At 40.4% G+C, this 25,376-nt stretch carries 24 protein-coding genes, 9 pseudogenes and 1 riboswitch; of the genes and pseudogenes, 3 read left to right on the forward strand and 30 right to left on the reverse strand.

The features are described from left to right. Positions 1-22 precede the first annotated feature (22 nt). From G4D76_RS05690 to murF, 17 genes and pseudogenes are all read right to left on the reverse strand, one after another. Positions 23-2,161, reverse strand: a pseudogene (locus G4D76_RS05690) (Tex family protein). A gap of 86 nt (positions 2,162-2,247) precedes the next feature. Continuing rightward, positions 2,248-3,000: an RNA polymerase sigma factor SigB gene (gene sigB / locus G4D76_RS05695; RefSeq protein ID WP_213810795.1), complete on the reverse strand. Its 753-nt coding sequence runs from the start codon at positions 2,998-3,000 to the stop codon at positions 2,248-2,250. Further along, a pseudogene (rsbW, locus tag G4D76_RS05700) lies at positions 2,978-3,449 on the reverse strand (anti-sigma B factor RsbW). The gene sigB and the pseudogene rsbW overlap by 23 nt, the downstream one beginning before the upstream one ends. A 3-nt stretch (positions 3,450-3,452) precedes the next feature. After that, positions 3,453-3,778: pseudogene (locus tag G4D76_RS05705) on the reverse strand (STAS domain-containing protein). An 81-nt stretch (positions 3,779-3,859) separates the two neighbouring features. Further along, a complete protein-coding gene (locus G4D76_RS05710) occupies positions 3,860-4,879 on the reverse strand; it encodes a SpoIIE family protein phosphatase (RefSeq protein ID WP_051239008.1) in 1,020 nt (339 codons plus the stop codon). Further along, positions 4,876-5,301 carry a type II toxin-antitoxin system PemK/MazF family toxin gene (locus G4D76_RS05715; protein ID WP_213810796.1) on the reverse strand — a complete coding sequence of 142 codons (426 nt, stop codon included), beginning with the start codon at positions 5,299-5,301 and terminating at the stop codon, positions 4,876-4,878. The genes G4D76_RS05710 and G4D76_RS05715 overlap by 4 nt, the downstream gene beginning before the upstream one ends. Then, positions 5,302-5,487, reverse strand: coding sequence for a hypothetical protein (locus tag G4D76_RS05720; RefSeq protein WP_026859226.1), 186 nt, complete (start codon positions 5,485-5,487; stop codon positions 5,302-5,304). An 80-nt stretch (positions 5,488-5,567) separates the two neighbouring features. Beyond that, positions 5,568-6,720 (reverse strand): annotated as a pseudogene (alr, locus tag G4D76_RS05725) (alanine racemase). Beyond that, on the reverse strand, positions 6,707-7,066 hold the full coding sequence (gene acpS, locus G4D76_RS05730; protein ID WP_026859228.1) for a holo-ACP synthase: 360 nt from the start codon (positions 7,064-7,066) through the stop codon (positions 6,707-6,709). Before acpS ends, alr begins: the two are co-directional and overlap by 14 nt. Continuing rightward, positions 7,063-7,548, reverse strand: coding sequence for a PH domain-containing protein (locus G4D76_RS05735; RefSeq protein ID WP_026859229.1), 486 nt, complete (start codon positions 7,546-7,548; stop codon positions 7,063-7,065). The genes acpS and G4D76_RS05735 overlap by 4 nt, the downstream gene beginning before the upstream one ends. Beyond that, the gene (locus tag G4D76_RS14775) at positions 7,505-7,768 is read right to left on the reverse strand and encodes a PH domain-containing protein (RefSeq protein WP_250130218.1); all 264 of its coding nucleotides are present in this window, start codon (positions 7,766-7,768) and stop codon (positions 7,505-7,507) included. The genes G4D76_RS05735 and G4D76_RS14775 overlap by 44 nt, the downstream gene beginning before the upstream one ends. 13 nt (positions 7,769-7,781) lie before the next feature. Next, positions 7,782-8,231 carry a PH domain-containing protein gene (locus tag G4D76_RS14780; protein ID WP_250130219.1) on the reverse strand — a complete coding sequence of 150 codons (450 nt, stop codon included), beginning with the start codon at positions 8,229-8,231 and terminating at the stop codon, positions 7,782-7,784. 2 nt (positions 8,232-8,233) lie between these two features. Further along, entirely contained in the window at positions 8,234-9,070 is an 837-nt protein-coding gene (locus tag G4D76_RS14785; protein ID WP_250130220.1) for a PH domain-containing protein, read from the reverse strand. A 55-nt stretch (positions 9,071-9,125) separates the two neighbouring features. Continuing rightward, complete coding sequence (locus tag G4D76_RS05745) at positions 9,126-9,524, reverse strand: PH domain-containing protein (protein WP_213810797.1); 399 nt, start codon at positions 9,522-9,524, stop codon at positions 9,126-9,128. 97 nt (positions 9,525-9,621) lie between these two features. Next, a pseudogene (locus G4D76_RS05750) lies at positions 9,622-11,142 on the reverse strand (DEAD/DEAH box helicase). A gap of 66 nt (positions 11,143-11,208) precedes the next feature. Next, positions 11,209-11,922 carry an alpha/beta hydrolase gene (locus G4D76_RS05755; RefSeq protein WP_250130221.1) on the reverse strand — a complete coding sequence of 238 codons (714 nt, stop codon included), beginning with the start codon at positions 11,920-11,922 and terminating at the stop codon, positions 11,209-11,211. Beyond that, on the reverse strand, positions 11,909-13,261 hold the full coding sequence (gene murF, locus G4D76_RS05760) for a UDP-N-acetylmuramoyl-tripeptide--D-alanyl-D-alanine ligase (RefSeq protein WP_213810798.1): 1,353 nt from the start codon (positions 13,259-13,261) through the stop codon (positions 11,909-11,911). Before murF ends, G4D76_RS05755 begins: the two co-directional genes overlap by 14 nt. Before the next feature lie 94 nt (positions 13,262-13,355). Here murF and G4D76_RS16735 point away from each other — a divergent pair. Continuing rightward, a pseudogene (locus tag G4D76_RS16735) lies at positions 13,356-14,527 on the forward strand (FtsW/RodA/SpoVE family cell cycle protein). Positions 14,528-14,566: 39 nt separating this feature from the next. Here the strand turns inward: G4D76_RS16735 and G4D76_RS05780 are convergent. Further along, positions 14,567-14,716: an Lmo0850 family protein gene (locus G4D76_RS05780; protein WP_169516118.1), complete on the reverse strand. Its 150-nt coding sequence runs from the start codon at positions 14,714-14,716 to the stop codon at positions 14,567-14,569. Positions 14,717-14,836: 120 nt separating this feature from the next. Between G4D76_RS05780 and cls the strand changes: the two are divergent. Further along, positions 14,837-16,316, forward strand: a pseudogene (cls, locus tag G4D76_RS05785) (cardiolipin synthase). Between the two features lie 175 nt (positions 16,317-16,491). Here the strand turns inward: cls and yidC are convergent. The 11 genes and pseudogenes from yidC to G4D76_RS05830 form a co-directional block, all read right to left on the reverse strand. Further along, a pseudogene (yidC, locus tag G4D76_RS05790) lies at positions 16,492-17,353 on the reverse strand (membrane protein insertase YidC). Positions 17,354-17,449: 96 nt separating this feature from the next. Next, entirely contained in the window at positions 17,450-17,902 is a 453-nt protein-coding gene (gene thiE, locus G4D76_RS05795) for a thiamine phosphate synthase (RefSeq protein WP_250130222.1), read from the reverse strand. A gap of 34 nt (positions 17,903-17,936) precedes the next feature. After that, the gene (locus G4D76_RS15860; RefSeq protein WP_256440540.1) at positions 17,937-18,065 is read right to left on the reverse strand and encodes a hypothetical protein; all 129 of its coding nucleotides are present in this window, start codon (positions 18,063-18,065) and stop codon (positions 17,937-17,939) included. Next, positions 18,065-18,313 carry a hydroxyethylthiazole kinase gene (locus G4D76_RS15865; RefSeq protein WP_256440541.1) on the reverse strand — a complete coding sequence of 83 codons (249 nt, stop codon included), beginning with the start codon at positions 18,311-18,313 and terminating at the stop codon, positions 18,065-18,067. Before G4D76_RS15865 ends, G4D76_RS15860 begins: the two co-directional genes overlap by 1 nt. 2 nt (positions 18,314-18,315) lie before the next feature. Continuing rightward, entirely contained in the window at positions 18,316-18,804 is a 489-nt protein-coding gene (locus G4D76_RS15870) for a hydroxyethylthiazole kinase (protein WP_256440542.1), read from the reverse strand. A 28-nt stretch (positions 18,805-18,832) separates the two neighbouring features. Beyond that, positions 18,833-19,626, reverse strand: a pseudogene (gene thiD / locus G4D76_RS05805) (bifunctional hydroxymethylpyrimidine kinase/phosphomethylpyrimidine kinase). A 71-nt stretch (positions 19,627-19,697) separates the two neighbouring features. Beyond that, positions 19,698-19,797: riboswitch (TPP riboswitch) on the reverse strand. 139 nt (positions 19,798-19,936) lie between these two features. Further along, positions 19,937-21,403 (reverse strand): ABC transporter, encoded by a 1,467-nt coding sequence (locus G4D76_RS05810; protein ID WP_213810801.1) that lies wholly within the window; start codon positions 21,401-21,403, stop codon positions 19,937-19,939. After that, positions 21,400-22,275: an ABC transporter ATP-binding protein gene (locus tag G4D76_RS05815; protein ID WP_342664942.1), complete on the reverse strand. Its 876-nt coding sequence runs from the start codon at positions 22,273-22,275 to the stop codon at positions 21,400-21,402. The genes G4D76_RS05810 and G4D76_RS05815 overlap by 4 nt, the downstream gene beginning before the upstream one ends. Positions 22,276-22,486: 211 nt before the next feature. Beyond that, on the reverse strand, positions 22,487-22,984 hold the full coding sequence (locus tag G4D76_RS16375; protein ID WP_371814658.1) for a LysM peptidoglycan-binding domain-containing protein: 498 nt from the start codon (positions 22,982-22,984) through the stop codon (positions 22,487-22,489). Further along, positions 22,927-23,256 (reverse strand): LysM peptidoglycan-binding domain-containing protein, encoded by a 330-nt coding sequence (locus tag G4D76_RS05825; protein WP_213810802.1) that lies wholly within the window; start codon positions 23,254-23,256, stop codon positions 22,927-22,929. The genes G4D76_RS16375 and G4D76_RS05825 overlap by 58 nt, the downstream gene beginning before the upstream one ends. A gap of 443 nt (positions 23,257-23,699) precedes the next feature. After that, positions 23,700-24,248 carry a single-stranded DNA-binding protein gene (locus G4D76_RS05830; protein WP_051239009.1) on the reverse strand — a complete coding sequence of 183 codons (549 nt, stop codon included), beginning with the start codon at positions 24,246-24,248 and terminating at the stop codon, positions 23,700-23,702. Positions 24,249-24,445: 197 nt separating this feature from the next. Here G4D76_RS05830 and G4D76_RS05835 point away from each other — a divergent pair, with 197 nt between their 5' ends. Beyond that, the gene (locus G4D76_RS05835) at positions 24,446-24,874 is read left to right on the forward strand and encodes a YwpF family protein (protein ID WP_026859244.1); all 429 of its coding nucleotides are present in this window, start codon (positions 24,446-24,448) and stop codon (positions 24,872-24,874) included. 53 nt (positions 24,875-24,927) lie between these two features. Here G4D76_RS05835 and fabZ read toward each other — a convergent pair whose 3' ends face one another. Beyond that, positions 24,928-25,371 (reverse strand): 3-hydroxyacyl-ACP dehydratase FabZ, encoded by a 444-nt coding sequence (gene fabZ / locus G4D76_RS05840; RefSeq protein WP_026859245.1) that lies wholly within the window; start codon positions 25,369-25,371, stop codon positions 24,928-24,930. Positions 25,372-25,376 lie beyond the last annotated feature (5 nt).

The raw sequence follows: 25,376 nt of genomic DNA on the forward strand, positions 1-25,376 counted from the left end.
ACGACTCAGTCGTTTCCGTTTTTTATATATTTTTCATCGTCAGTGATATTCTGTTTTTCTTCACATCGACATCCATTACTTTAACTTCAACAATATCTCCAGTGTTCACCACTTCAAGTGGGTGTTTGACAAAGCGGTTCGAAATCTGTGATACGTGAACCAGTCCATCCTGCTTCACACCAACATCAACAAATGCGCCGAAGTCCGTCACGTTTCTAACTGTACCTGATAAAGTCATGCCTGTTTTTAAATCTTCAATACCGAGAACATCTGATTTTAACAGCGGCGTATACGTACTTATCGCGAATATCTCTCATCGGCGCTTTCAAACTTAAAACAATATCTTCAAGCGTCGGCACACCGATATCCAGCATCTCTGCTGTTTCCTTAATATTTAAAGCATCGAGTTTTTCACTCATTATATCTTCACCGAGATTTTCAATTGTTAAACCGATTGATTTGATGAGCTGGTAAGTTTTTTATATTGTTCTGGGTGAATCGGCGTCACGTCAAGCGGCTCTTTCCCGTTGAATATTCTAAGGAAACCAACACACTGTTCGTAAGTTTTGTCCCCTAAGCGCGCCACTTTCTTCAATTCACTTCTCTTTTTAAACCCGCCATTTTCTTCTCTGAACATGACGATGTTTTTACTTATTACAGGCGACAGCCCTGCAACGTGCTGCAGCAGCGTCGTCGATGCCGTATTTAAGTTAACACCTACTTGGTTTACAGCCGTTTCTACGACAAAGTTTAATGACTCTGTTAAGAATTTCTGATTAATGTCATGCTGATACTGTCCGACACCGATAGATTTCGGATCGATTTTAACCAGTTCACTCAGCGGATCATGGACACGCCTTGCGATTGATACTGCACTTCTTTCCTCAACATTAAAATCCGGAAACTCTTCTCTTGCGATATCAGATGCTGAATATACACTGGCACCCGCTTCATTTACGATAATATACGGAACATCCAGAGTTTCGTCTTTTATCAGTTCACCGATAAACTCTTCAGATTCTCTTGATGCCGTACCGTTCCCTATCGCAATTAATGATACATCGTTTTTTTATTAATTTTAAAATGACTGCTTTAGCTGCATCTCTTTTGTTTACAGGCTTATGTGGAAATATAACATCTTTCGCGAGGTATGAACCTGTATCGTTTATTACAGCAAGTTTGCATCCTGTACGGTATGCAGGATCCAATCCTAAAATCACTCTGCCTTTTAACGGCGGCTGGAGCAGCAGTCTTTTCAAATTTTCTTCAAAAACAACGACAGCATGTTTCTCACTCGTCTCCGTTAAGTCAGCACGTACTTCTCTTTCAAGTGACGGTAAAATCAGACGCTTCAAGCTGTCTTCAATTGCTTCAGTCAGCAGCTCTTTCGTTTTAACATGCTGAGCGATAACCTGTTTTTTTAAGTAGTTCGCTATTCTTTCGGTATCATGCGTTAATTTAACCGATAAAACCTTTAATGTTTCACCGCGGTTTAATGCCAGCACTCTGTGCGGAACGATATTTTTAACTCTCTCTGCATAATCGTAGTACATTTCAAATACACCCTGCTCATCTTCAGCATTCTTTTTAACTGCTGAAACGATTTCCGATGTATCTTTAATAATTTTTAATATGTACAGACGGTATTGCGGACTATCTGAAATAATCTCTGCGATAATATCTTTGGCGCCTTTGATTGCCATGTCAGCAGATGTAACTTCATCAGTTAAGTAGTCCGCTGCTATATTTTCAATATCTCTGTGTTTACCTGCTAAAATAATATTCGCAAGCGGTTCAAGTCCAAGACGCTTCGCTTCAGTCGCACGTGTTTTCTTTTTCTGTTTAAACGGACGGTATAAATCCTCCACCCGGCTTTGTTTCGTCTGTTTTAAAATATCCTGACGCAGTTCTTCTGTCAGCATCCCCTGCTCATCGATCAGACGAACAACTTCCTCTTTACGCTTATTCAGGTTTTCAAGATACAGATACTTCGTTTCAATTTCTTTAATAGCAACTTCATCGAGCCCGCCCGTCTGTTCTTTACGGTAACGCGCGATAAAAGGCACTGTATTTTTCTCTCTAAGAAGTTCCAGTACTTTTTCTACATTGTTTTATTAATTTTCATTTCAGATGATATTTCATTTACTAAATCATGCATCATAATATGTACTCCTCTAATGATAAGAACCCAATCTAAAATAGACCGGGCTCATTTATAAATTTATTCAGCTTCTTTAACTGCTTCTCTCAGTTTTTAATTGCAGAACGCTGCAATCTTGAAACATGCATCTGGCTTAAACCGATTTTTTCACCGGTTTCTTTTTGGCTGAGACCTTCAATAAATGTAGATTTTATAATTTCCTGTTCTCTGTCGCTTAGGATGGGCAATACTTTCTCTAAAATCATACGCTTTTCAGCCAAGTCATAATTGTCATCCTGTTGTCCCATAACGTCGAGCAGTGTTACCGTCGAACCATCCTTATCCGCTTCGATTGAATGATCGACACTTAATGCATTATAACTCTGACCCATTTCCATAGCTTCAAGGACTTCTTCTTCTGTCACTTCAAGTTTCATTGCCAGTTCCTGGATTGTCGGTGATCTTTCCAGCTCATTCGTCAGAGCATCCGTCGTATTTTTTATTCTCGGACCGAGTTCTTTAATTCGTCTCGGTACGTGAACACTCCATGTCTTATCCCGCAGATAACGTTTAATTTCCCCGACTACTGTCGGCACTAAAAAAACTTCAAACCTGCGTTCAAAAGATGTATCAAAACGTCTGATTGCACCTAATAATCCCAGCATCCCGACCTGTACTAAATCCTCATGATGCGACTGGCCGCGTGAATAACGGTAAGCGAGCGATTCCACAAGCTTCGTATAATTTTCCACGAGTTCGCTTTGTGCTATATCATCTTCTGATTCCTGATATCTTTTAATCAGCTCGTTAACTTCTTCAGGCGGCAGTCCGTAATTTCTATTGCGAGATTGTTTCTCCATTCGGGTGCACCTGACTTTCGTTAATATACTTCGTCATGCTTATCGTAACACCAGGTTCTTTTCTAAAGGAAACTTTGTCCATCAGTGTCTCAATAAGGAAAAGGCCAAGCCCTCCTTCTCTGAGGTAATCAATATTGTCATCTTCGTTATAAGGTCCGAGCTCTTCTTTAATTTTTTCATAATCAAAGCTCTGTCCGTTATCTGCAACAATAATCTCAACCTTGTCGCTGTACACTGCGAATCCTACAGAGATTTCACCCTGTTCATTATCTTGATAAGCATGTTTAACTGCATTCGTTACAGCTTCAGAAACTGCAATTTTAGAATCTTCAATATCATCGTACGTCGCTCCGGCTCTCGATAAAACATGACAGTGTCAAACGGATGAGACCTACGTATTCTGCACTTGACGGAAATTTCATTTCTATTAAATCATATTGTGGCATCATTCTTCAGTCGACCTCCGACTTCTTATTAACATACATTAAATCGCGTAATCCTGTAATTTCAAAAAGTTTTAAAATTCTATCGTTTACTCCAAGAACATGGAGTTCTTTATCGTGTTTATTAAGATCTTTAAGTGTTCCAACGAAAATACCGAGCCCCGTAGAGTCCATATAGTTCAATTCACTTAAATCGACAATTAAATCATGCTGTCCCGCTGTCGCAACAGGTTCAAAACCCGCTTTAATTCCGGTGCGGTATATACGTCAAGTTCGCCGCTGACACTGACTAAATACTCCCCGCTATTCTCCGTAGCATCTATTTTTATATTCATATTTATGTATGCACTCCAATCAATCATTCGTAAATTTTATACCTTAATCTTTGTACCCTGTATTAACATCTTTAAAACTTTTTAATTTGCACTTTTATTTTTTATTATAAACATTGTTAAATCATCTTTATAATTCTGATTGCGCATACGTGTCAGCGCTTCGTAAATATACTGTACGATATCCTGAGGGTGCTGATCGCGTGCTTCTCGGATCATTTCTTTAATATCATCCATGTTAATAAATGTGCCGTCATGTTTTCTAAGTTCTGACACTCCGTCAGTAAAAATGAACAGCATATCATTTTTCTCAAGTTTCGACGATACTTCTTCATATTCGGTATCTTTCATTACACCGAGTACAAGTCCTTTACCGTCCAGTTCTTCGAACTCATCATCTTCATAGTGATATAAAAATGCTGGTTCATGCCCTGCACTTGAAAAACATAATGACTGATCATTAAAATCATAGAGACCGTAAAACATCGTGACGAACATATTTTTGTTGACGTTTTTTTCAACGAGTTCATTTAATCGTTTTAAAGATTTCGACGGCGGATTGGACGACGAAGTCAGGTCCATTCCGAATTTCAGCATCGACATCGCTATCGCAGCAGGTATCCCTTTACCGATAACATCGGCTACTGCGAACGTCAGCTTGCCATCGCTGTGTTCAATAATATTAAAATAATCCCCGCTCACTTTGCGTGCAGGAACACTAATTGCGCCAATTTCAACATTTTCAATTGCCGGGATTGCAGTTTTTAACATTGTTTCCTGCAGACTCGCAGCCACATCCATTTCCTGGTCATGACGCTCCATCTTGTTGAGCATTGCTTTGTAATCCTTATATGTAAATCCAAAACGAATCATAATTTCCTGCAGCACATCGAGCGACGTTTTTACATCTTCATAGTTCGTGAGAGGGATTGCACTAATCAGTTCAATATGAAGTGCCACCATTTCATCAGGCGAAATGTCCAGATCAACCGCCTTTTCGCTGAACTCATGGGCCTTGCCTGCAAGTAAATCTTCATTGCCGTCTGCTATGTAATCATTAATCAGCCTTTTGTATTCTTCAACCAGATCATCAATATATGTCATATTAAAACACCTCCATCTTTAAAATAGACTTTTGTACACAAAAGTCTATTTTCTGTTTGCCTTATTCTTTTTTCTTTCTTTTTCGGTTCTAATTCCAGACTGACTTTCAGCGCATCATTAACTTCGCGCATTTTGTCTTCATCCAGATATGTAAGCTTTTCCTGTAACCTGGTCTTATCGACCGTGCGAATTTGCTCCAGCAGTATTACCGAGTCCATATCCAGTTTATAAGCTTCTTTTGATATTTCCACATGTGTAGGTATCTTCGCTTTATTTATTTTCCCAGTAATGGCTGCAACTATCACAGTCGGACTGTGAAGGTTACCTACATTATTTTGGATAATAACAACAGGGCGTTTCCCCCCTTGTTCTGAACCCTGCACAGGTGAAAGATCGGCCAGATAAACTTCTCCTCTTTTCATCTATTCACCATCTTTACTATCGTTACATGCAGCACATTCCAGTTCCGTGACAGTAATGCCGATGCTGTACGCTTCACTTTCAACGTGAAAACTTTCCCGTGCGATTAATAAATTAATCTCCGCCATTTCAATGTAGCCATTTACCAATGCTTTTTCGAGCTCGTTATTTGCAGATGAATAAGACAAGACAGTCAGCTCCATAAAAATTAATTATTGAATTAATCATAACATTTGATGCATTTTGTTGCTATTAATCAAATGCTCATTTAGTTAATTACTTCGTTATAGATTAACTCAATATCTTTGCCGGTATAGCGACGGGGAATGCGGCGGCCGAAAGAACACAGCGATTCATATGAAATAGTACCCGTATAGTTGCTGTAACTTTCCATCGACTGGTCTGAATTCTCTTGATCATCGATTATAATAACTTTCTCTTGTGCATTAGTCTGTTCCGGAACTTTAATCATCAGTGCATCCATGCAGATGGTCCCGACGATTTCACAATCGGCACCACCTTCTAATTTAACTTTATACCCATTATGCTGTCTTAATAACCCATCTGCATATCCAATCGGCAATGTTGCGACAGTTTCCTTTGTTTTTGCAGTATATTTTCTGCCGTAGCTGACACTGTCACCCGGTTCAAGATGATGAACAGCCGTGATTTCAGTCGATAATCTCACCCCCGGATTAAGTTTCACAGCAGTTTCAGCTTTTGTATACTCGCTTGGATAGTAACCGTACAGCGCAATACCTGAACGGACAGCGGTCGTGAAGTCTTCTTTTAAAGTGAGGGCACCGCCTGAATTTGATATGTGGACATACTCCGGACGTTCAACCTGATTAACAATATCTTTAAAGAGATTAAATTCAGCTGCAGTAATATCATTATCTTCATCGCTTGAAGTAAAGTGGCTGAAAATCCCTTCATAAATAAAACGGCTGAATGAGTTAATTTCATTAATCATCGTTTCTATTTCACGGAGATCCGAAGTCCCGTAGCGGTTCATGCCTGTATTTACTTTAATGTGAATCCAGACTGCTTTGTCATGTCTGTCATTCACTTCACTTTTCGCTTCTTTCAGCCACTCAAGATTCGGGGCCGTGACTGCAATACGGTGCTGTATTGCTTTATTAATATGTTCAGGGCTGATTGTCCCGAGTACAAGTTTTCTGTTTAATACCGTGCATACGGAGATCAATCGCTTCATCCAGTGTTGCTACAGCAAAAAACGACGCTCCCGCTTCTGCCAGATGTTCACTGACAGCTTTTGCTCCGAGTCCGTAGGCATTGGCTTTAACTACTGCAATAAGCGTTTTTTCCGGATTAATCCCCTGAACCGCTCTGTAGTTTTTTTCTATAGCCTTAAGGTTCACATCGAGCACTGTATTTCTGTAATACTTATCGCTCATCATTTGCCTCCTCAATAATCACTGTCGCAACAGCGTAATCCCTCGAATGGGATATTGATACATGCGCATTCGGTGCATTCGTTAAGGACGGTTTGCCGCTCGCATCATTCATACAGTTAATTTCATTAAAACTGACTGCACTGCCGATACCTGTACCGAGCGCTTTACTGTATGCTTCTTTTACAGCGAAGCGTCCTGCGAGATAAGATATTTTACGTTCTTCATTCTTTATTTCTTTATAATGATAAAACTCGTCCGGCGTTAAAATTCTTTTCGCTAGACGATCTTCTTTATTAACTTTTGAAATACGTGATATTTCAATAATATCTGTACCCAGTCCTAAAATCATATTGTTCCCTCACCCTGCAGTTCATTCACATTTTTATTAATCAGTTCGCGGATATCATGACGCAGCTGATCAGCCTTATCTGTTTCAAGTTCCGGAATAAATAATTTCTCAGCAGAAGTCTGCAGCGAAATACCTTTTAAGTTCATCCGTTTCATAATTGGACCAACAGTTGTATCGATGTTTTGCACGCGGTACAGCGGCACTGCTACTTCAGATTTAAACCAGATGCCGCTGTGAATGTGTATTTCATCTTCCAGCACTTGATATCTGAAGTACTTATAGCGGAGTTTCGGAATAATCCATGCATGAACGATAATAATATAAAGCACAATCGCAGCGGGAACCAGAAAAATCCACCACGGTATAAAATCGAAGAATATTGATGCAATTCCTATAGCAGCACCAATAATCAGCCAGATACCTGCGTTAATATACTCTCTAATCCGCCACAGTTTGATCGCTTTCGGCGAGATGCGTTTCATCGTCATGCCCCCTTTCTATAAATGTCCAGATTGTTTCAATATCATGTTTTTCAATAAACTTAATTTCTGCTGACGAACTGGCAATACCGCCCGGTGTCGACACTTCAATATGACCTAAATCAGCATGGTGCAGAAACGGATTTCGGCGGTATGTCGTATCGATAATTTTATCGCGCTTGATTGCATAATGACGGCGTGTAAAGAACGATGCTGTCATCATATTAATTTCATCTTTATAAATGCATAAACCGACATTTCCTCGCACTGTAAATTCCGCTCGCAATCAGGAGCAGCAGAATCACAGCTGCCCCAATATAAAAGTACAGCATAAATGTTTCTCCGTGGAAAAAGTAAGCCATAACACTTATTCCTATAATGAAAAACAGTAATGTAAGCTGGAAGTAGCGGCGAATTGCACGGAACGGCACGATGCGTTTCGGCACATCCAAATGGTAGTTCGGGAAAATATCCCCGAGAATGCTGTACAGTTCTTTTTTCTTTATAAACGGCAGCAGCTGAACTTTTCCGTCGATCGCATCAGACTCAAGCGAATCGCTCGTAATCGATACGGACAGTGCATAATACCCGATTAACCGGCGTAAAATACTGTCTGAGATAATAACATTTTGCACTCTGTTTATATTGACACTCTTATTCCTTTTAGAAAATAAGCCGTATTCCACTGTCAGATCCTCACCGCTTTTTTTAAGGTGTAATCATAATTTCGCACCATTATAATCACCGTTCCGATGACGTAGCCGATAATTACAAAGACCATCGATGCGATAACAATGCTGAAAATCAGACTTCTCACAATACCGCTGACATACTCGAAATAGTTTTCTATCAGTATTTCTCCGCCGACAACGTTCAGAACGCCGAAGAATATCGCAGCAAAGACTCCGAGTCCGCCGCTGGTCATCGCCATTAAAATAAGTTCTTTAAAATTCATCTTCTTCAATGTAGCGAATTCACGTGCAGCAGTTTTAGGCGTAATTTCTGTATTCTGCTCTTTCGGCCAGACACTCGCATCTCCAATATTTACTGCAGTTTCTTCACTTTCAATATCCTGCTGAGTCTCGTAAATGACTTTCTGGATATCTTCCCCCTGTGATTTTTTAATCGTGTCGATTTTTATACCGTCACCCGGAGTTAAAATATCGAGCTGAACCGCTCCAAAAATACGGTGAAAAAAAGGCTGATTAAAATCAATCGACTGAATACGTTTAATATCCAGCTCTTTTTCATTGCGGGTGAATATCCCGTTTTTAAAAACAAATTTATTATTTTCAAGCCAGAATCTCGTACGGTATATATTAAGCATATCGAATCCTGTAAACACGATAAAAATCAGCGCGAGTATGCCGATGCCGCCAAACAGCATCCACGGATTAATTGAACCTGAAAAAAGTTCTTCCCGCATGTTAAAAAAGATAATAATGGCAGGGAAAAACGTCGTTTTAATTCCTTTTACTACACTCCCGGCATATGCAACAGGATGAAGCTTCTGAGGATTATACATCAGTTTTTCCCCCTTTACTATATCGATGATATTCCTTTTCAGCTCGCGTGCTTCATCAGTTTTTTAAAGGCGGCATATCAATGCCGATACCCGCAGTTTTAATACGGACAGAACCAAGATCATACCGTCTCGACAGAGGACCCGTTTTAAATTCAACACCCTGAGCCCTTTTAAGCGGAATCATCTGTGTTTTCACCGTAAAGAAACCCTGTCTCACAATTATTCTGTCGGTGAGCAGTTCATAAGATGTCACCTTTGTATAAATCCATGGCCGCAAGAAAACAAATCCAGCCAGCTCTAAAATGAGCAGACCGATAAAAGTGTAATACAGCCACACCGGCCAGGAAAAAAATACACTGCGGCACCGGCTGCTGAAAATAAGAATACTGGTTACCCATACTAATAATGCTTTGACCGTCATGTACGGCCTGACGCGTTCGTTCAACTCTATCATAAGCTACCCTTCCAACTGTTAGTTTATCTCTATGATACAACACTCAGAAAACATAAAAAAGCATTCACTTAAAAGTGAATGCTTTGTAAAGTCATTATTATTTCTGATGATCTTTGAATACACGGCCTTGTTTGCTAGTGCGTCCGCCTGATGACGGTTTTTCCGCCCTGACGTTTGCCGCCGCTGCTGTTTCTTGCTGGTCTGCCGCCATTATCGCGTTGGCGTCTATTACCGCCGCCGCCTCTTTGGCCGCCTTTACCATAACTTGATTTACCTCTGCGTCCGCCGTGACCCTTGCGAGAAAGTGGTTTTTCAAATGACAATTGAATATTGTCATCTTCTTTGGCATACAGAAGTTCGTTTACTAACGCTGCAATGACTTCGCGTGATTCATGAGTTTTCATTAACCCATCAGCCACTTCGAAAGTGTGCTCATTCTTGTTATCAGCTAACCATGCACCGATTTTTTCAAAGACTTCGTTTTCACGAGCTTTTTCTACTTCTTTTTTACTTGGTGGACGAAGTGTAACAATTGGTTCTTCTTGTCTTTTTCAATCTGACGTAAAAATTCCATTTCTACAGGGTTAACGAATGTTAACGCCATTCCTTCTTTACCGGCACGGCCAGTACGTCCAATACGGTGTGTATATGACTCAGTATCCTGTGGAATATCGAAGTTGTACACATGTGATACTCCTGAAATATCTAAGCCCCTTGCAGCTACATCAGTAGCTACCAGAATGTCTAATGAATTGTTTTTGAATTTCTTCAATACTTCAAGACGTTTAGATTGAGTAATATCCCCGTGTAAACCTTCCGCACGATAACCTTTTGCAATTAAAGCACTTGTCAATTCGTCAACACGGCGTTTTGTACGGCCGAATACGATTGAAAGCTCAGGCTGATGAACATCAAGGAACGATGTAAATACAGAAAGTTTTTCCAGCTCTTTTACAATTGTGTAATATTCATCGATTAACGGATCTGAATTGTTTTGGTTCATCGTTTTAACGACGTGAGGTTTGTCCATAAAACGCGTTACTAAATCCTGGATTGCCTTAGGCATTGTAGCAGAAAATAGAAGTGTGTGACGGTTGTCTTCAGGTACTTTGCTCATGATGAATTTAACATCATCGATGAAGCCCATGTTCATCATTTCATCCGCTTCGTCTAATACAAGTGTATGAACATCTTGTAATTTAAGCGTACGGCGGTTGATGTGGTCGATCATACGGCCTGGCGTACCAACAATAATTTCTGGTTGTCTTTTTAAATCTTTAATTTGACGATCTATGCTCATACCGCCGAAAATAACTGCAGTAGCTAATTTTTTTCTCTTAGCAAATGCTTTAATTTGTTCGCTGACCTGTACTGCTAATTCTCTAGTCGGCGTTAATATAACAACTTGAGTGCCTGCACCCTTAGTTGTATTCTCTATAATCGGAATACCAAATGCACCGGTTTTACCAGTACCAGTCTGAGCTTGACCAATGATATCTTTTTTCTCTAATGCTAGTGGAATACTTTCCACTTGAATCGGTGTAGGTTCAGTGAACCCCATATCAGTTAGTGACTGAATTGTGTCGTCACTAATACCTAACTCTTTAAAAATCTTCAAACTTTAGTCTCCTTTGACTATTTCATTTCTCGCATGTACAACTTCTCTATAGTAACACTTAACACTTTAATCCACAAGATGTTTTAACTGGCTGTCAAGAAATAAAAATCTCTCGGTGAGAATATTAAGCTCCAGCAGCTTATCTTCTGTGAACATAATCAGGTGTGGTGTGTGTTCCATAAGTACAAGTTTTGAATGCGGGATTCTTTTTTGTGCTTCAATACTCGTCTGGTACGGTACGAGCAAATCAATCTTTCCATGAATTAAGAGTGTATCACAATGAATGCTCTCAAGGTCGCCAATTTTCGCATCCACAATTTTAATGAACTCCTGCATTGCTCTGATGGGAATGTTTTTTAATCTCGGCCTCACTCTGGACATCAGATTCAGCTTCAAATGATCGTTTACCTCAGCGGGCGACAGCTTAATCCTGTTCAGTCTGCTTAATTTCGTATGGTCAAATGCCGGGGCAATTAACACCAGCTTATCAACATGGAAGTTCTGCGCGATAAAACTTGCGAAAACCCCGCCCATTGAAAAACCGATGACGTATATTTTATCGGTGCGTGCAGCTAAATTAAAATACGCTTTCTCCGCTTCTTCATACCAGTCGTCTCCGGTTACCCTTGATAAATCGAGCGTCGTGCCATGTCCTGGGTACTGGGGGAATTCATATTCAAAATCATAGCGTTTCTTTAAATATTGAAATGTCGGCTCCAGCTCAAACCGCCCGCCTGTATAGCCGTGTAAAAACAGCACTCCGATTTTAGATATCGTCAATCACCCTCTCCACTGCCATACCGCGTGATCCTTTAAGCAGAATAACTGTATCTTCATTAAAATGTTCAGTTACTCTGTCGCGCAATTCTTCAATTGATGACGTATGCTCTTTCTCACCCACCATTAAAGCATCGTGAATATATTTCGCGCCGTCACCGAACGTATATATTTTCGTAAACTGATACGTTCCTTCATTAATAAAGTTTGCAACGTCTTCATGAAGTTCCTGTTTGTAACTCCCGAGCTCCAGAATATCAGCCAGTACAAGAATCTTGTTTGTGTGAGCCATGCGGCCAACTGTATCTATGGCGCTGATCATACTCGCTTTTGAAGCGTTGTAGGCATCGTTGACAATTAATGCACCGCTGTCATGCGTCACGCGTTCCATTCTCATACTCGTCACTTCTAGTTTGGACAAGTTTTTCTGAGCTTCCTTAAGTGACACGCCGAGCGTTTCTCCTGCAAGAATCGAAAGAGAAGCGTTCAGTGCGTTGTGAATACCGAGCTGCGGAATAGCGAACTGGACGTCTTTAAAAGTAAAGTGTGTACCCTGATCGTCTTCAGTTACGCTGCTGATTGTGTGCTGATTACCCTCTAGAAGTCCTGCAGTTTGAATATCATATGCCGTGTCTTTATCCGCAATCGTATCTAGAAGTGGATAGTCTCTTGAATAGATAAATGTGCCGTTATCTTTTAAATAATCGACAATTTCGTATTTTGCTTTGGCAATGTTTTCTCTCGACCCCAGCATTTCGATATGCGATTCACCAACACTCGTAATTACTGCGATATCGGGCTCAGCCATTCTGCTTAAGAAATTTATGTCCCCCATTCTATCCATACCCATTTCCAGAATAGATACTTCCGTATCTTCGTCCAATTGTAAAATTGTCAAGGGCATACCAATTTCATTATTGAAGTTTCCGGGTGTTTTCTGAACTTTGTATTTTGTGCTTAAGACACATTCAAGCATATCTTTCGTCGTCGTTTTACCATTGGAGCCTGTCACTGCGATTACTTTAGGATTTACTAGGCTTAAATACTCCCGGGCAATACTTTGAAGAGCTGCAAGTCCATCGGCCACGTGGATGACCGGATAATCCGACTCTCCGTACGGCTCTTCGCTGAGCGTGACGCCTGCACCTTTTGAAAATGCCATCTCTATAAATTTATGGCCATCGGCATGTTCTCCTTTAAAAGGAACAAACACATTTCCTTCTTCTATAGTACGTGTATCGATAGATACACCTTTAATCATGCTGTTTTTAATTGTTTCTGCACGGCTGTTCATCGTGCCCCCGCAGAATTCAGATATTTGTTCTATAGTCGCTTTTATCATAATATTTCATCCTAATGTTTTGTATTTGCTGTTTATAATTATAAAATAGTTGTATACTAAATGTCATGATTTCTATATGAATTAGGTGACTTTCTTGAGTAATAACAAATATACACGTCAAAATTCAAACTTTTTTGCACGCATCGACTGGATTCTTGTTATTTTAATTCTGATGCTTGCTGCAATCAGTGTCGTTTCCATCAGTTCGGCTATGACCAGCGGTCAGTACGGGACGGATTTCAGCACACGCCAGATTGCATTTTACGGTTTAGGTTTCGTCCTTGCGTCGCCTTTCGTACCGTTTAAATTCATTAAAAAACTATACTGGGCGTTTATATTTTTCGGTGTGCTGAGCCTGGTTATTTATATATCGCACCGGTGTCATCGTGACTCCAATTATAAACGGCGCTAAGAGCTGGTATCAATTTGGATTCTTCAGTATCCAGCCTTCCGAGTTTGTAAAAATTATTTATATTTTAACGATGGCTTCGTCATCAGCCAGCATAACAAATATAAATTAACGAACACATTATCAATGGATTTAAGACTGCTGTTAAAGCTGATTTTAATTTCCATTTTGCCGATGCTCTTTATCCTGCTGCAGACGACCTTGGAACGGTGCTCGTAATGATTGCTATCTTCCTCGGGCTCGTCGTGTGTTTCAGGAATCAGCTGGTGGCTGATTATCCCGACACTTTCGTTGCCGCGTCAACCGGTCTTGCGTTGATTCTCGGTATTTTTACCCCCGGATCTGCTTGAACGTTATCTCGCATACATCCCTATCAGTTCGAACGTATCTACTCCGGATTACACCGGAAGCTTTTCAGTCGGACAGCGGATTCCAGCTGACAAACTCGCTTATCGCAATCGGTTCCGGCGGCATTACAGGTAAGGGATACACTGATGGGATTATTTATATTCCTGAAAACCATACCGATTTCATCTTTACGATTATCGGCGAGGAATTCGGTTTTATCGGCTCAACTATTGTAATTATCGTACTGTTTATGCTGATTATGCATTTAATCCGTATGGCATTTATGGCAACTGACAGCTTTGCATCGTATTTTGTTATCGGCTATATTGCTTTACTGGTCTTCACATTATCCAGAATATCGGCATGACAATTCAATTGCTGCCGATCACCGGCCTTCCTCTGCCGTTCATCATTACGGAGGAAGCGGATTGTGGTCAAATATGCTCGCTGTCGGAATTCTGCTCAGCATGTATTTCCATCACCTCAGTAAAGGCGCTAAAAACATATAAAACTGCTGAAGGGGATTACCCTCCTCAGCAGTTTTTATTTTAAATATTATTTTCTTTCAGTCTGAGTTGATCTTTATTTGCTATGCGGTTCATAATTTCAAATCTTGATTTCGAAACCGTCACTTTAACACCGAGTTCATGCAGCATCTGGACGACTTCTTTTACTTTGCTTTTGTCGTTTTTGCGCATATTGACACTCCCTTTTTATAGCTAACTTAATTGTACTCGTTGCTATAATTATCTATACTTTTCAGGCATTAATTATTACAGACTTATTAATTTTTTAAATTGCAAAGAAGGTGGACACCTATGACGATACCAATTTGGAACATTTACATCACAGATGCTACTTTAGTAACAATCATTACTGTCATCTTATTTATAATTAACTTCCTTTTAGCCGCCGGACTTGTCTTTCTTGAACGCCGCAGCGCCCAGAGTGTATGGGCATGGATTTTAGTCCTGTTCTTTCTGCCGATTGTCGGCTTCGTGCTCTACATGCTTTTCGGCCGCACAATTTACCGGCAGGAACTTTTCAAACTTGATGAAGATGACAAAGTCGGACTGGAACATCTGGTCAGTGAACAGCTGGAGGAAATCAAACATAACCGTTTAACATTTTCAAACCCCATTGCAGAGAAACATAAAAAACAAATTCATATGCTTCTTTATAATAACCAATCATTTGTGACAAGCAATAATGATGTAACGACTTTTACTGATATGCATGAAAAATTCGATCAGATGTTAAAAGATATTGAAGCTGCTGAAGATCATATCCACTTCCAGTATTATATTTTTAAAATGGATAATATCGGCACACAGCTGTATAAAGCCCTGCTTCAAAAACAAAGAGAAGGCGTCTCTGTACGAATTCTTTATGACGACATCGGTCCCGGTCTTTATCGCTTAGAAACTTCAGCGATATACGCCATGCCGGAGGTTTGGTCGAGGCATTTTTCCCGAGTAAACTCCCGTTAATCAACCCGCGTATTAATAACCGGAATCACCGTAAAATCGTCGTCATTGACGGCAGGGTCGGATATATTGGCGGTGCCAACGTCGGTGATGAATATCTTGGCCGTGATCCGAAGATGGGTGATTGGCGTGATACTCATCTCCGCATCGAAGGAAATGCTGTTAAATCATTGCAGCTCCGCTTTATGCTGGATTGGAACTCGCATGACACGCGCAACAATATGAAACATGAAGATCATTATTTCCCTGAAATTGACTCTGTCGGCAAGACAACGATGCAAATCGCTTCGAGCGGACCGGATGAAAATTATCAGCAGATTAAATTCGGATACCTGAAGATGATTTACAGAGCACAGCATACGATTCATATTCAGTCGCCCTATTTCATCCCCGATCAGTCAATAATGGAAGCAATTCGTATCTCCATATTATCCGGCGTGCGGGTTAAAATAATGATTCCAAGTTTCCCTGACCATCCATTCGTTTACTGGGCGACGTATTCAAATGTTGCCTCTCTGATGAGAATGGGTGCTGAAGTATACATGTATCAGCCGGGCTTCCTCCATCAGAAAGTATTTATTATCGATGATGAAGTTGTGTCAGTCGGAACGACAAATATTGATAACCGCAGCTTTTTTAAACTTTGAAGTCAATGCATTTATGTACGGCGAGAAGGAAGCGACGAAACACCGCAAAATATTTGAAGATGATATTAAACATTGCGAAATACTCACAGAGGAAATATGAAAACCGAGGCTTCCGGATAAAAATGAAAGAAGGCCTTGCCAATTTAATATCACCGATACTGTAACGTATCTTATCCCCTTTAGCTTATATGAGCTTCAGGGGACTTTTTGTGCGGATTACTATTGAATTACGGCGGGCTATCACTACCGTAATTGAACATGTCGCCCGGATAAAAACATCTATGCAACAAAAAGAGCGGAAGCCTCTTCGGGTTCCGCTCTCAAAAATTTAATATTTTTTTATTTTTTACGTTTTTTCTTAGGCTTAACTTTAGCGTTTTTAACACGTGCTTCTTTTTCTGCCTGCTCACGTTCGTGTGCAGCGATAATCGGAGCCATTTCTTCGTTAACTTTCTTACGATAGAACGTGTTACCCGCCCAAGTTTGGAATATCAGGAAGATACCGCCGACTGCCCAGTATAATGGGAGTGCTGATGGTGAAATTGCTGAAATCCAGATAATCATTATCGGTGAGATGTACATGAACAGCTGCATTTGTTTGCGTTGCTCTTCTGCTACATATCGTGTTGATACCCATGCCTGAATCGCGTATACAATACCTGCAATTGCAACCATGAAGTAGTCTGTTTGTGTTAAGTTCATCCATAAGAAGTCCGGATGAGAAGTGATTCCGCCTTCTGAAGGGAATCTTAATGCAAAGTATAACGCCATAACAACCGGCATTTGTATAAGAATAGGTAAACAACCCATGTTCAGCGGATTTATATCATGCTTCTTATAAAGACCCATCATTTCCTGCTGGGCTGCCATTTTTTCTTCCTGTGTCGTCGCAACTTTAACTCGCTGCTGGATTGCTTCCATTTCAGGTTTGACAATCTTCATTTTTTCTCTCATCATCATCTGATTTTTGTATGTACGCATCATGAATGGGAAAATTGCTAGTCTCACAATCAGCGTGATGACGATAATAGCCAGACCATAGTTATTGTCCAGATTATCTCCTAGCCAATGCAGTAACGTATCCATTGGCTGGACGAGTGTTATAGAAGAAGCCGTCTCTATTCTCAGGTTCGGAATAGTCACACCCGGCGAGGAACAGTACGAGTACCATAGTCGCTGGTAATAGCCACTTTTTAATCATTTCTTCACCTCTAAGTTTTATCTCACATAAAAAATTGTACCATAATAAATGTGTATAAAAACCAATTTCATAGTATCCGTACAATATTTCACAAAGTTACTGCAACAAAGCTGTCACGGTTTGTTCAATATTATCCGATTTGGTAATCGCCGAGATAACACAAATGCCGTCTGCGTTGTTTTCGAGGCAGGATTTATAGTTTTGTTCAGTTATGCCGCCTATTGCTGCAGTCGGCAGTTTTGTTCTGTTCACTACTTGTTTTAAACCATTTGTACCGATAGCATCTCCGGCATCATCTTTCGATAAAGTGCTGAATACCGGACCGATGCCGAGATAAGATACTCTGTCGAGGCTGCTCGCTTCAAGTTCCTTTACGCTGCCAACCGATAAACCGATAATTTTATCGTTAAAATAGTCAGGCAGCATATCAGGTTCCATATCATCCTGGCCGATGTGAATGCCGTCTGCTTCGATTTCTTCAGCCAGTTTTACATCGTCGTTAATAATAAATGTCACCTCGTATTGTCTGCACAGCGACTTAATTTCCATTGCAAAATCTTTAAGGTCTTCGCCTGTTTTAATATCACTGCCCTTTTTCCCGCAGCTGAAAGCATGTCACACCTGACTTGAATGCAGTTTCCAAATCTCCGAGCGGATTTTTAAAACTGCCGGAGCTCGCTATCAGATATAATCTCATAATTTCTTTATTCATTAATAGTTCACTCTTTTCGCAGTGTAGTCATCTTCATTAAAATTATAAATTTCATCGATAAGCTGAACCGCAAATGTCCCGGGCCCTCCTGCTGATGCTGCTGCTTTTTCAGCTGCTATATTATACAGGCTTACCGCATTAACAATACTATCCGCCTTGTTTTCAACAGCTAAAAAGGATGCTGCTATTGCACCGAGCACACAGCCGGATCCTGTAATTCTTTCCTGATAATGATGACCGTTGTGCATTACTATATCTGTTCACCGGTAACCAGTGCATCTGTTTCACCGGTAACCAGCACAGGCACGTGTAATACCCCATGTGCCGCTTGGGCAATATCAAGAGTATTTCCTTCAATAATAGAATCAACACCCTTAGACACAGCTTCCCGGCCGCTTAATGCATGTATTTCCCCAGCATTGCCTTTAACCAGCGCAATGTCATAATCACTCAGCAGTTTATCCGTTAAATTTCTGCGAAAAGCCGAAGCGCCGTAGCCTACCGGATCCAGTACCACGGGAATATTATACTGATTAGCATAGTTCGCCATCTTTTCATACAGCATTACTTTATCTTCCGAGCATGTGCCAATGTTTAACAGCAATGCGCCCGCATGTTTTAAAATATCCGCCGCTTCACTTTTTTCACCGCTCATAATCGGAGATGCGCCGAGTGCCAAGAGACTGTTTGCAGTAAACGGCTTCACGACATCATTCGTAATGCACACAACGAGCGGCACGTCTTTTTTAACTGTTCTATCATTATAATTACTCCCCTTTATAACTGAAATGGTTCACCGGTCCGCTGCCTTTGCCGATACCTGGTGAATTTTGTATCGCATTGGTAATATACGCTTTACTCGTTTTGAACGCTTCATCAATCGTCCGGCCTTTCGCAAGCTCCGCAGTTAAAACTGCCGAAAACGTACAGCCTGTTCCATGAGTCTGATCCGTGTCGATGCGTGCTGCTGTTAATGTTGAAATATTTATACCGTCATATAAATAATCAGTCGCATCACCTGACAGATGACCGCCTTTAATAATGACACTCTCTGCGCCCATATCATCAGTGAATATTTTCAGCGCCCGGTGAATATCTTCTTCCGTCCGGATTGTCATCTTTGTAATCGCTTCTGCTTCGTGCAGATTCGGCGTCACTATCGTTGCCAGAGGAATCAGCGTATCAATCAGCGTCGACATCGATGCGTCCGTCATCAAGCGGTCCCCGCTCGTTGCAATCATTACCGGATCCATTACGTAGGGAATATTGTATTTTCTAATGTAGTCCGCAATTACAGTCATCATATCCGCCTCGGCGACCATTCCGGTCTTCATCGCATGCGGCACTTCATCTGAAAATATACTGTTCAGTTCTTTGTCGATAAAATCCGCCGGCACGTTGTAAACGTCCTGCACCCCGAGTGTGTTTTGCGCCGTCAGTGATGTCACCCCGCCGCCTTCCGAAACGCCCGTGAATGCATTGCCTTAAGATCTGCGAGTATTCCTGCACCGCCTGTCGGATCAGTGCCTGCAACAGTTAAACCAATTGGAAATTCAACCATAAAATATGTCCTCCTATAATAAAAGCCCACTTCCCGGGGCGAAGTAGGCAGAGTAGATTCAGAGAACTTCCCTGTAATCATCAGCACTTCCCTACGCCAGCATGATCTGGATCAGGTGAAAAGGGACAAGCATTCGCTATCTCAGCCGTATCGGCGCCCCCAGTGGGTTTTATTGTTTTTATTGACACAAGCGTAACACAATTCTTTTAAGCATCAAAGCAAATTGCGGCGCTTAAATACAGCCGTTCCAATCATCAGAAGCATAATGCCAAGACCCGCAATAATTAAGACTGCTGGAATATCCATACTTTCATAAGGCATATTGCTTAAATAATAAAATGGACTGAGCATTAAATACTTCATCGATATTGATCAGTACGCCGAAATAATTCGCAAAGAATATATAAGCTGCGTAGAGCCATGCTGCAAGATGAAGTTTTTTAGAAATGCCGGCAAAAAGTGCAGATACTCCTATAATAAATATAATGCCCGCACTGTAATTTACAGCAGAAAGCACATAATCTTTAATCGTAATACTTAAATCATCAACATTCATACTCGCGAGATACATGCCGAGTATGGTGAGGAGAAACGATGAAACACCGGCAGCAACTCCGTACAGATAATGTGTGATAAACACTTTCGTGCGGGACACTTTCCGGTTCATTGTACCAGCGATAATCACTTCAAGACGTCCGTCTTTCTCTTCGTTAAGCATGCGCCCGGTAATCATCAGAGCAGGCACCGCAGCCATCAGCGCTGAAATAACGAGCAGCATGCTGATAAAGAACCCTGCCGCATCATTGCTGCCGAGCGACTCCCGGAGCATATCATTTTCTCCGATTAGACTTTCTAAATCACCGAATATGGATCCGTACGACAAACCGGCAGCAAATAGTCCGATGAGCCAGCTGATTATCATTACTCTCATATTAATAAAAGCTAATTTCGGATAACTGTATATTTTTCTCAAATTCTTTTCCTTACCAATTTTTATATAACTGTCTCCGATATCCCGCTTTAAAAATAATACATAGCTGAGTATTATCAAAATTAAAATTACAGTGAACGGTATCAGCCATATTTCTCTATTATCTCCATATACTTCAATCCGGGACAACCAGTGATATGGTGAAATTACAGAGTATGCTGTATTCATGACATCGGTCACCGCGCGGTATAAATAAAATATAATCAGCAGTGACAGAGCGATGCCGAATGTCATATCTCCACTGTCAAATAAATTTCCGATTACAAGAGTCATAACGAAAAACAATAGACCAAACAATGCCAGTCCAAGTGCATAGTATAAATTTCCAGTAATAGAAAGCCCTTCGATATCATACAAGCTTAAACCGCCGAATAATATAATAAAAACAAGTGAATTTATTAAAATTCCGCTCATCAGCTGAGACGTAACAATTGTCTTCTTGCTGATACCGGCACTAAGTACATACTCTGTTAATCCTGACTCTTCAGCTCTCCGGGCAATACCGTTCGCAATCAAAATACCGAACAGGCCGTGAAACAGTGCCATAAACATCAGCATCTGGTGACCGAACATAACAGCTGATGTATAATCTCCGCCCGGTACCGGTCCAATCAGCGCAACCATTGCAGGATTATCGACGGTCATTTTCATACCTTCCTGCTCCGCCGCGGTACTGTACAGCCCGTTAAATACCGGCGGTACCGATATCGACAAACCGCACAATGCAAATATCCAGAGCGCTGCTTTCATTCTCAGATTTTTCATCAGCAATTTAAAATAAGTCATTTTGCGCCCTCATAATAGCGCATGAAAATATCTTCCAGCCGCGGCGGTGCCGTCGTTAAATTTTTCAGATTATATAATTTTAAATACTTCAGAAATTCCGGAATTTTATCATTATCGATAAACAGATGATATCCGTCAGGTGACTCGGAAAATTCATGAACGAAACTGCGGTGTTTTAGTGCAGTAATATCATCATCCGTCTCGACAATGTATTCCATTCTGGTAATATGCCGCAGTTCTTTCATGCTTCCCGACTCTATAATTTCACCATTTCTAATGATCGCAATACGGTCAGCCAGCTTCTCCACTTCCGATAAAATATGGCTGGACAGCAGAATTGTTTTGCCCGTCGATTTCGCCTGTATTACTTCTTCATGGAATACACGTTCCATTAACGGATCAAGTCCTGTTGTCGGTTCATCAAATATTAAAAGTTCTGCGTCACTTAGAAATGCACAAATCAGTGCAACTTTTTGTCTGTTCCCTTTCGAATACGTCTTACATTTTTTACTGCCGTCGAGTTTAAATTTACCGATCAGACGCAATTTTTCATCGTCATTTTTGTAATCGCGTGACTTCATCATAAAATTAATAACTTCTTCGCCGGTTAAATTCCCCCACAAATTAACGTCTCCCGGGACGTAAGCAATTTTTTCAATGTATTTTTTATTTTTCTTTATATTTTTGCCGTCGTACAGAATTTCTCCCTGTGTCGGTTTCAATGCGCCGATAATCATTCGTATCGTCGTCGATTTACCTGCACCATTCGGCCCGATAAAACCAAAAACTTCACCTTTTTCTAATGTAAAAGAAAGATTTTCAGCAGCGCGCACTTTCCCGAAATGTTTTGATACCTTATTAAGACTTAGCATCGGCAATCCCTCCCTAGTCCTACTCCTAGTTTTCAGTTCAATTTTACCATATTCATTTTAGACATGAAAAAAGATCAGGACAATTGTCCTGATCTTTAAAATTTTTATTTATATTACAGTCTCGCACCGCATACAGGCCAAGGCTGTGAACCTCTTGAATCATATAACTGCTGTGCTCTTTGAGTCTGTTCAGCTGCTGATGCGTCTGAAGCTACACCAGAACCGCCCCTGACTGCCAAGTTTGAGCATCAAACTGGTAAAGTCCGTGGTATAGACCATTTGAACTTACTACGCTAGCGTTGCCGCCTGATTCACATGCTGCTAAAGCACCCCAGTTTAAGCCGCTGTTAGAATTAGAGCTTGTGCTGACATTTTGTGTCTGTGGAGCTGGCTGCTGTACAGGTTGCTGCTGTACAGGTGCTGTTTGTGCAGGCTCTTCAGACTGGTTGTTGTAGCTAGTATCTGTGTTTTCAGTTTGAGCAGGCTCTTCGTATGTTTGTTCCTGTGCAGGAGCTGCTGGAGTTTCCTCAACTGCCGGCGCTTCCTCTACTGGTGCTGCAGCTTGTACTGCGTCACCTGAAACGATTAATTCTTTACCTTCAAAAATAAGATCTGATGATAAGTTGTTCCATTCTTTAAGATCTGCAACAGTTACATCAAATTCAACTGCGATTTCAAATAATGTATCGCCTGCTTTGATTGTGTAAATTTCTGTTTCTTCTTTATCTTCTTCTTTAACTTCTTCTTTTCTTCTTTCTCGCCGTCGATTTCAATAATCTGACCTGGAACGATAATATCAGAAGTTAATTTATTTTCTTTTTTAATTGATTCAATAGTTACGTTATTTTCTTCAGCAAGAGCCCAAAGTGAGTCTCCTGATTCTACTGTATGAGATGCTGCTTCTGCACTGTAAGAATCGTCGTTGATACAGCGACTGCTGCACCTAAAGCTAATACTTTCTTCATAAATGTCTTCCTCCAAAAATAATTTGTTAATATATTTTACGACCTTTTTTTGTCGTTTTCGTTTTTTTAACTATTTCATATTATAGAGGATAATTATGTTTCATAGGTTACAGGCATATAATAAGACAGCTGTTATTTTACAATTTTGTTACAAACTCATTTCTGAATGACAAGTTATATTACACATTCTCTGTATCAGTGACAGCATAGTTTCCAGCCGTTTTTTTAAAAGTACACGGAACGTTATCAAATCAGACTTTGTAAAGTTTATGTAATGGGTAAATATATGTTGCAATCCGACTGACTAGTCTGTCATTTGTAACATAACAGTAACGGCTGTAAAGAATCTATTTCTTTAAACATTAAAAAGCATACTGATGAACCGCAGCTGGTCATCAGTATGCATGTGTGTGAGAAATGAATGAGTGTAGAACACAGTTCAAGAGGGTACGTTATTTATTAGGAGACTTTTGCTTTATTATCGTCCGGTGCGGGCTTGTTCTTGTCGTTGTCGTTTTCATCTACAATGCTTGAAATCATTTCAATATGCTTTTCTTTTTCGCTTTTCTGTTCTGCTTTTTCCTGGCTGAGTGTATGTACATACTTTTCGCCAAGTGATTCATTGATATTATAATGATGTACTGCTTGTTCAATTAAGCGGGACGGATTGGATATATCAGTGCGTTCCTGAATCTTATCCGGTACATGTTTTATGCTCTCTGCCCATATTTCCATGCGGTATTCTCTTGATCCGTCTTTTTTAGTAAATGATGTGGTTGCGAGCTGGCCGCTGACACATAAAATGTCACCGGCTTTCGTTTCGTCAAGCACACCCGGTATACTTTTACCAAAAGCTTTACAATAGAGGAAGTGGACTTCTTTATCCCTCCTTGTATCCTTTGGTGCTCGAACTGTTGCAATGATAAATGCATTTACACTCCCCTGCGCATTTTTTGCAATAACATTATTGCTGATAAGTTCGCCGACAAGCAATACTTTGTTCATCATTCTTTATCACCCCCCTCTCCTAATTACAATGTAAGGGGTGAATAAATATTCTGCAAAAGACAATAATTTCTTTTCAGTGTGATATATAATACAATAATTAGAAATACATACTTTAAATTACTCAGTTTTATTATTACCGGTTATTTTGCACTGCAAATTAACTAATTTTGTACTTTGTTAAAAAGGGGTCAGTAATTATGAAATCGTTTAAAGTGATAGATATGAAGATTATTCAAGAGCAGAACTTTATCGTTCCCGAAGTTAAAGACGGCATTATTATTAATATGGAGTACGGAGACAATCCGTGGATTATTGAGATTGTAACCGCTGGAGATTTATCTTCAATTTTAGAAAAGCTGAAAGGACAGCAGCTGGAAATGATGGTCACTATTACACGGCCGTCCAATGCGCCTGCTAAATTCTCAGCCAGAGTAATGGATATCAATCAGATGGATGATATGATTTCAGTTGTTTTTAAAGGAGCTATTATCGTCCAAGGACCGAACTACGCAGAAGAACTGCTCGAGTTCCTTGTTGAAGAAGGTTACGAAGGCAAAACACTGATTAATGAATTTAACTCTCGTATGGAATCAAAAGAAGACTTCAAAAAAGAAGATGAAGAGTAAAAATAAAAAACCGTCTGAAAATCTTAGCTTAAGATTTTCAGACGGTTTTTTATTTATTTTTCGCCTGTTTTAATATCTGAAATGGCAAATGTTATTTCGCACTGGCATGCAACCTGTCCATCGACAGTTGCAACTGCAGAGCCTTTGCCTATCGGTCCGCGGAGTTTAGTAATTTCTACTGACAGCTCCAAAGTATCACCCGGGGTCACCTGTTTTTTGAATCGGCATTTATCAATACCGGCAAAGAACGCGAGCTTCCCTTTAAATTCTTCCTGCTGCAGCAATGCAACAGCACCTACCTGCGCAAGTGATTCTACTATCAGTACTCCGGGCATAACAGCATAATCCGGGAAGTGTCCTTCAAAAAACGGTTCGTTCCCAGATACCTGTTTTATACCTTTACAGCTTTTACCCGGTTCTACTTCTGTAATTCTGTCTATAAGAAGAAACGGCGGGCGGTGCGGTATTATTGCTTTAATCTGATCGTATGTCAGCATGTCTG

The sequence above is a fragment of the Jeotgalicoccus sp. WY2 genome, assembly GCF_018437745.1.
Taxonomy (GTDB): domain Bacteria; phylum Bacillota; class Bacilli; order Staphylococcales; family Salinicoccaceae; genus Jeotgalicoccus; species Jeotgalicoccus psychrophilus.

Excerpts from the sequence above, each read along its gene's own strand:
- sigB (WP_213810795.1), bottom strand. The coding sequence starts at position 3,000 with ATGGAGAAACAATCTCGCAATAGAAATTACGGACTGCCGCCTGAAGAA.
- G4D76_RS05710 (WP_051239008.1), bottom strand. The coding sequence starts at position 4,879 with ATGACATATATTGATGATCTGGTTGAAGAATACAAAAGGCTGATTAAT.
- G4D76_RS05715 (WP_213810796.1), bottom strand. The coding sequence starts at position 5,301 with ATGAAAAGAGGAGAAGTTTATCTGGCCGATCTTTCACCTGTGCAGGGT.
- acpS (WP_026859228.1), bottom strand. The coding sequence starts at position 7,066 with ATGATTTTAGGACTGGGTACAGATATTATTGAAATATCACGTATTTCA.
- G4D76_RS05735 (WP_026859229.1), bottom strand. The coding sequence starts at position 7,548 with ATGAAACGCATCTCGCCGAAAGCGATCAAACTGTGGCGGATTAGAGAG.
- G4D76_RS14775 (WP_250130218.1), bottom strand. The coding sequence starts at position 7,768 with ATGATGACAGCATCGTTCTTTACACGCCGTCATTATGCAATCAAGCGC.
- G4D76_RS14785 (WP_250130220.1), bottom strand. The coding sequence starts at position 9,070 with ATGTATAATCCTCAGAAGCTTCATCCTGTTGCATATGCCGGGAGTGTA.
- G4D76_RS05745 (WP_213810797.1), bottom strand. The coding sequence starts at position 9,524 with ATGATAGAGTTGAACGAACGCGTCAGGCCGTACATGACGGTCAAAGCA.
- murF (WP_213810798.1), bottom strand. The coding sequence starts at position 13,261 with ATGATAAAAGCGACTATAGAACAAATATCTGAATTCTGCGGGGGCACG.
- G4D76_RS05780 (WP_169516118.1), bottom strand. The coding sequence starts at position 14,716 with ATGCGCAAAAACGACAAAAGCAAAGTAAAAGAAGTCGTCCAGATGCTG.
- thiE (WP_250130222.1), bottom strand. The coding sequence starts at position 17,902 with ATGGAAATTAAGTCGCTGTGCAGACAATACGAGGTGACATTTATTATT.
- G4D76_RS15860 (WP_256440540.1), bottom strand. The coding sequence starts at position 18,065 with ATGAATAAAGAAATTATGAGATTATATCTGATAGCGAGCTCCGGCAGT.
- G4D76_RS15865 (WP_256440541.1), bottom strand. The coding sequence starts at position 18,313 with ATGCACAACGGTCATCATTATCAGGAAAGAATTACAGGATCCGGCTGT.
- G4D76_RS05810 (WP_213810801.1), bottom strand. The coding sequence starts at position 21,403 with ATGACTTATTTTAAATTGCTGATGAAAAATCTGAGAATGAAAGCAGCG.
- G4D76_RS05815 (WP_342664942.1), bottom strand. The coding sequence starts at position 22,275 with ATGCTAAGTCTTAATAAGGTATCAAAACATTTCGGGAAAGTGCGCGCT.
- G4D76_RS05830 (WP_051239009.1), bottom strand. The coding sequence starts at position 24,248 with ATGATGAACAAAGTATTGCTTGTCGGCGAACTTATCAGCAATAATGTT.
- G4D76_RS05835 (WP_026859244.1), top strand. The coding sequence starts at position 24,446 with ATGAAATCGTTTAAAGTGATAGATATGAAGATTATTCAAGAGCAGAAC.
- fabZ (WP_026859245.1), bottom strand. The coding sequence starts at position 25,371 with ATGCTGACATACGATCAGATTAAAGCAATAATACCGCACCGCCCGCCG.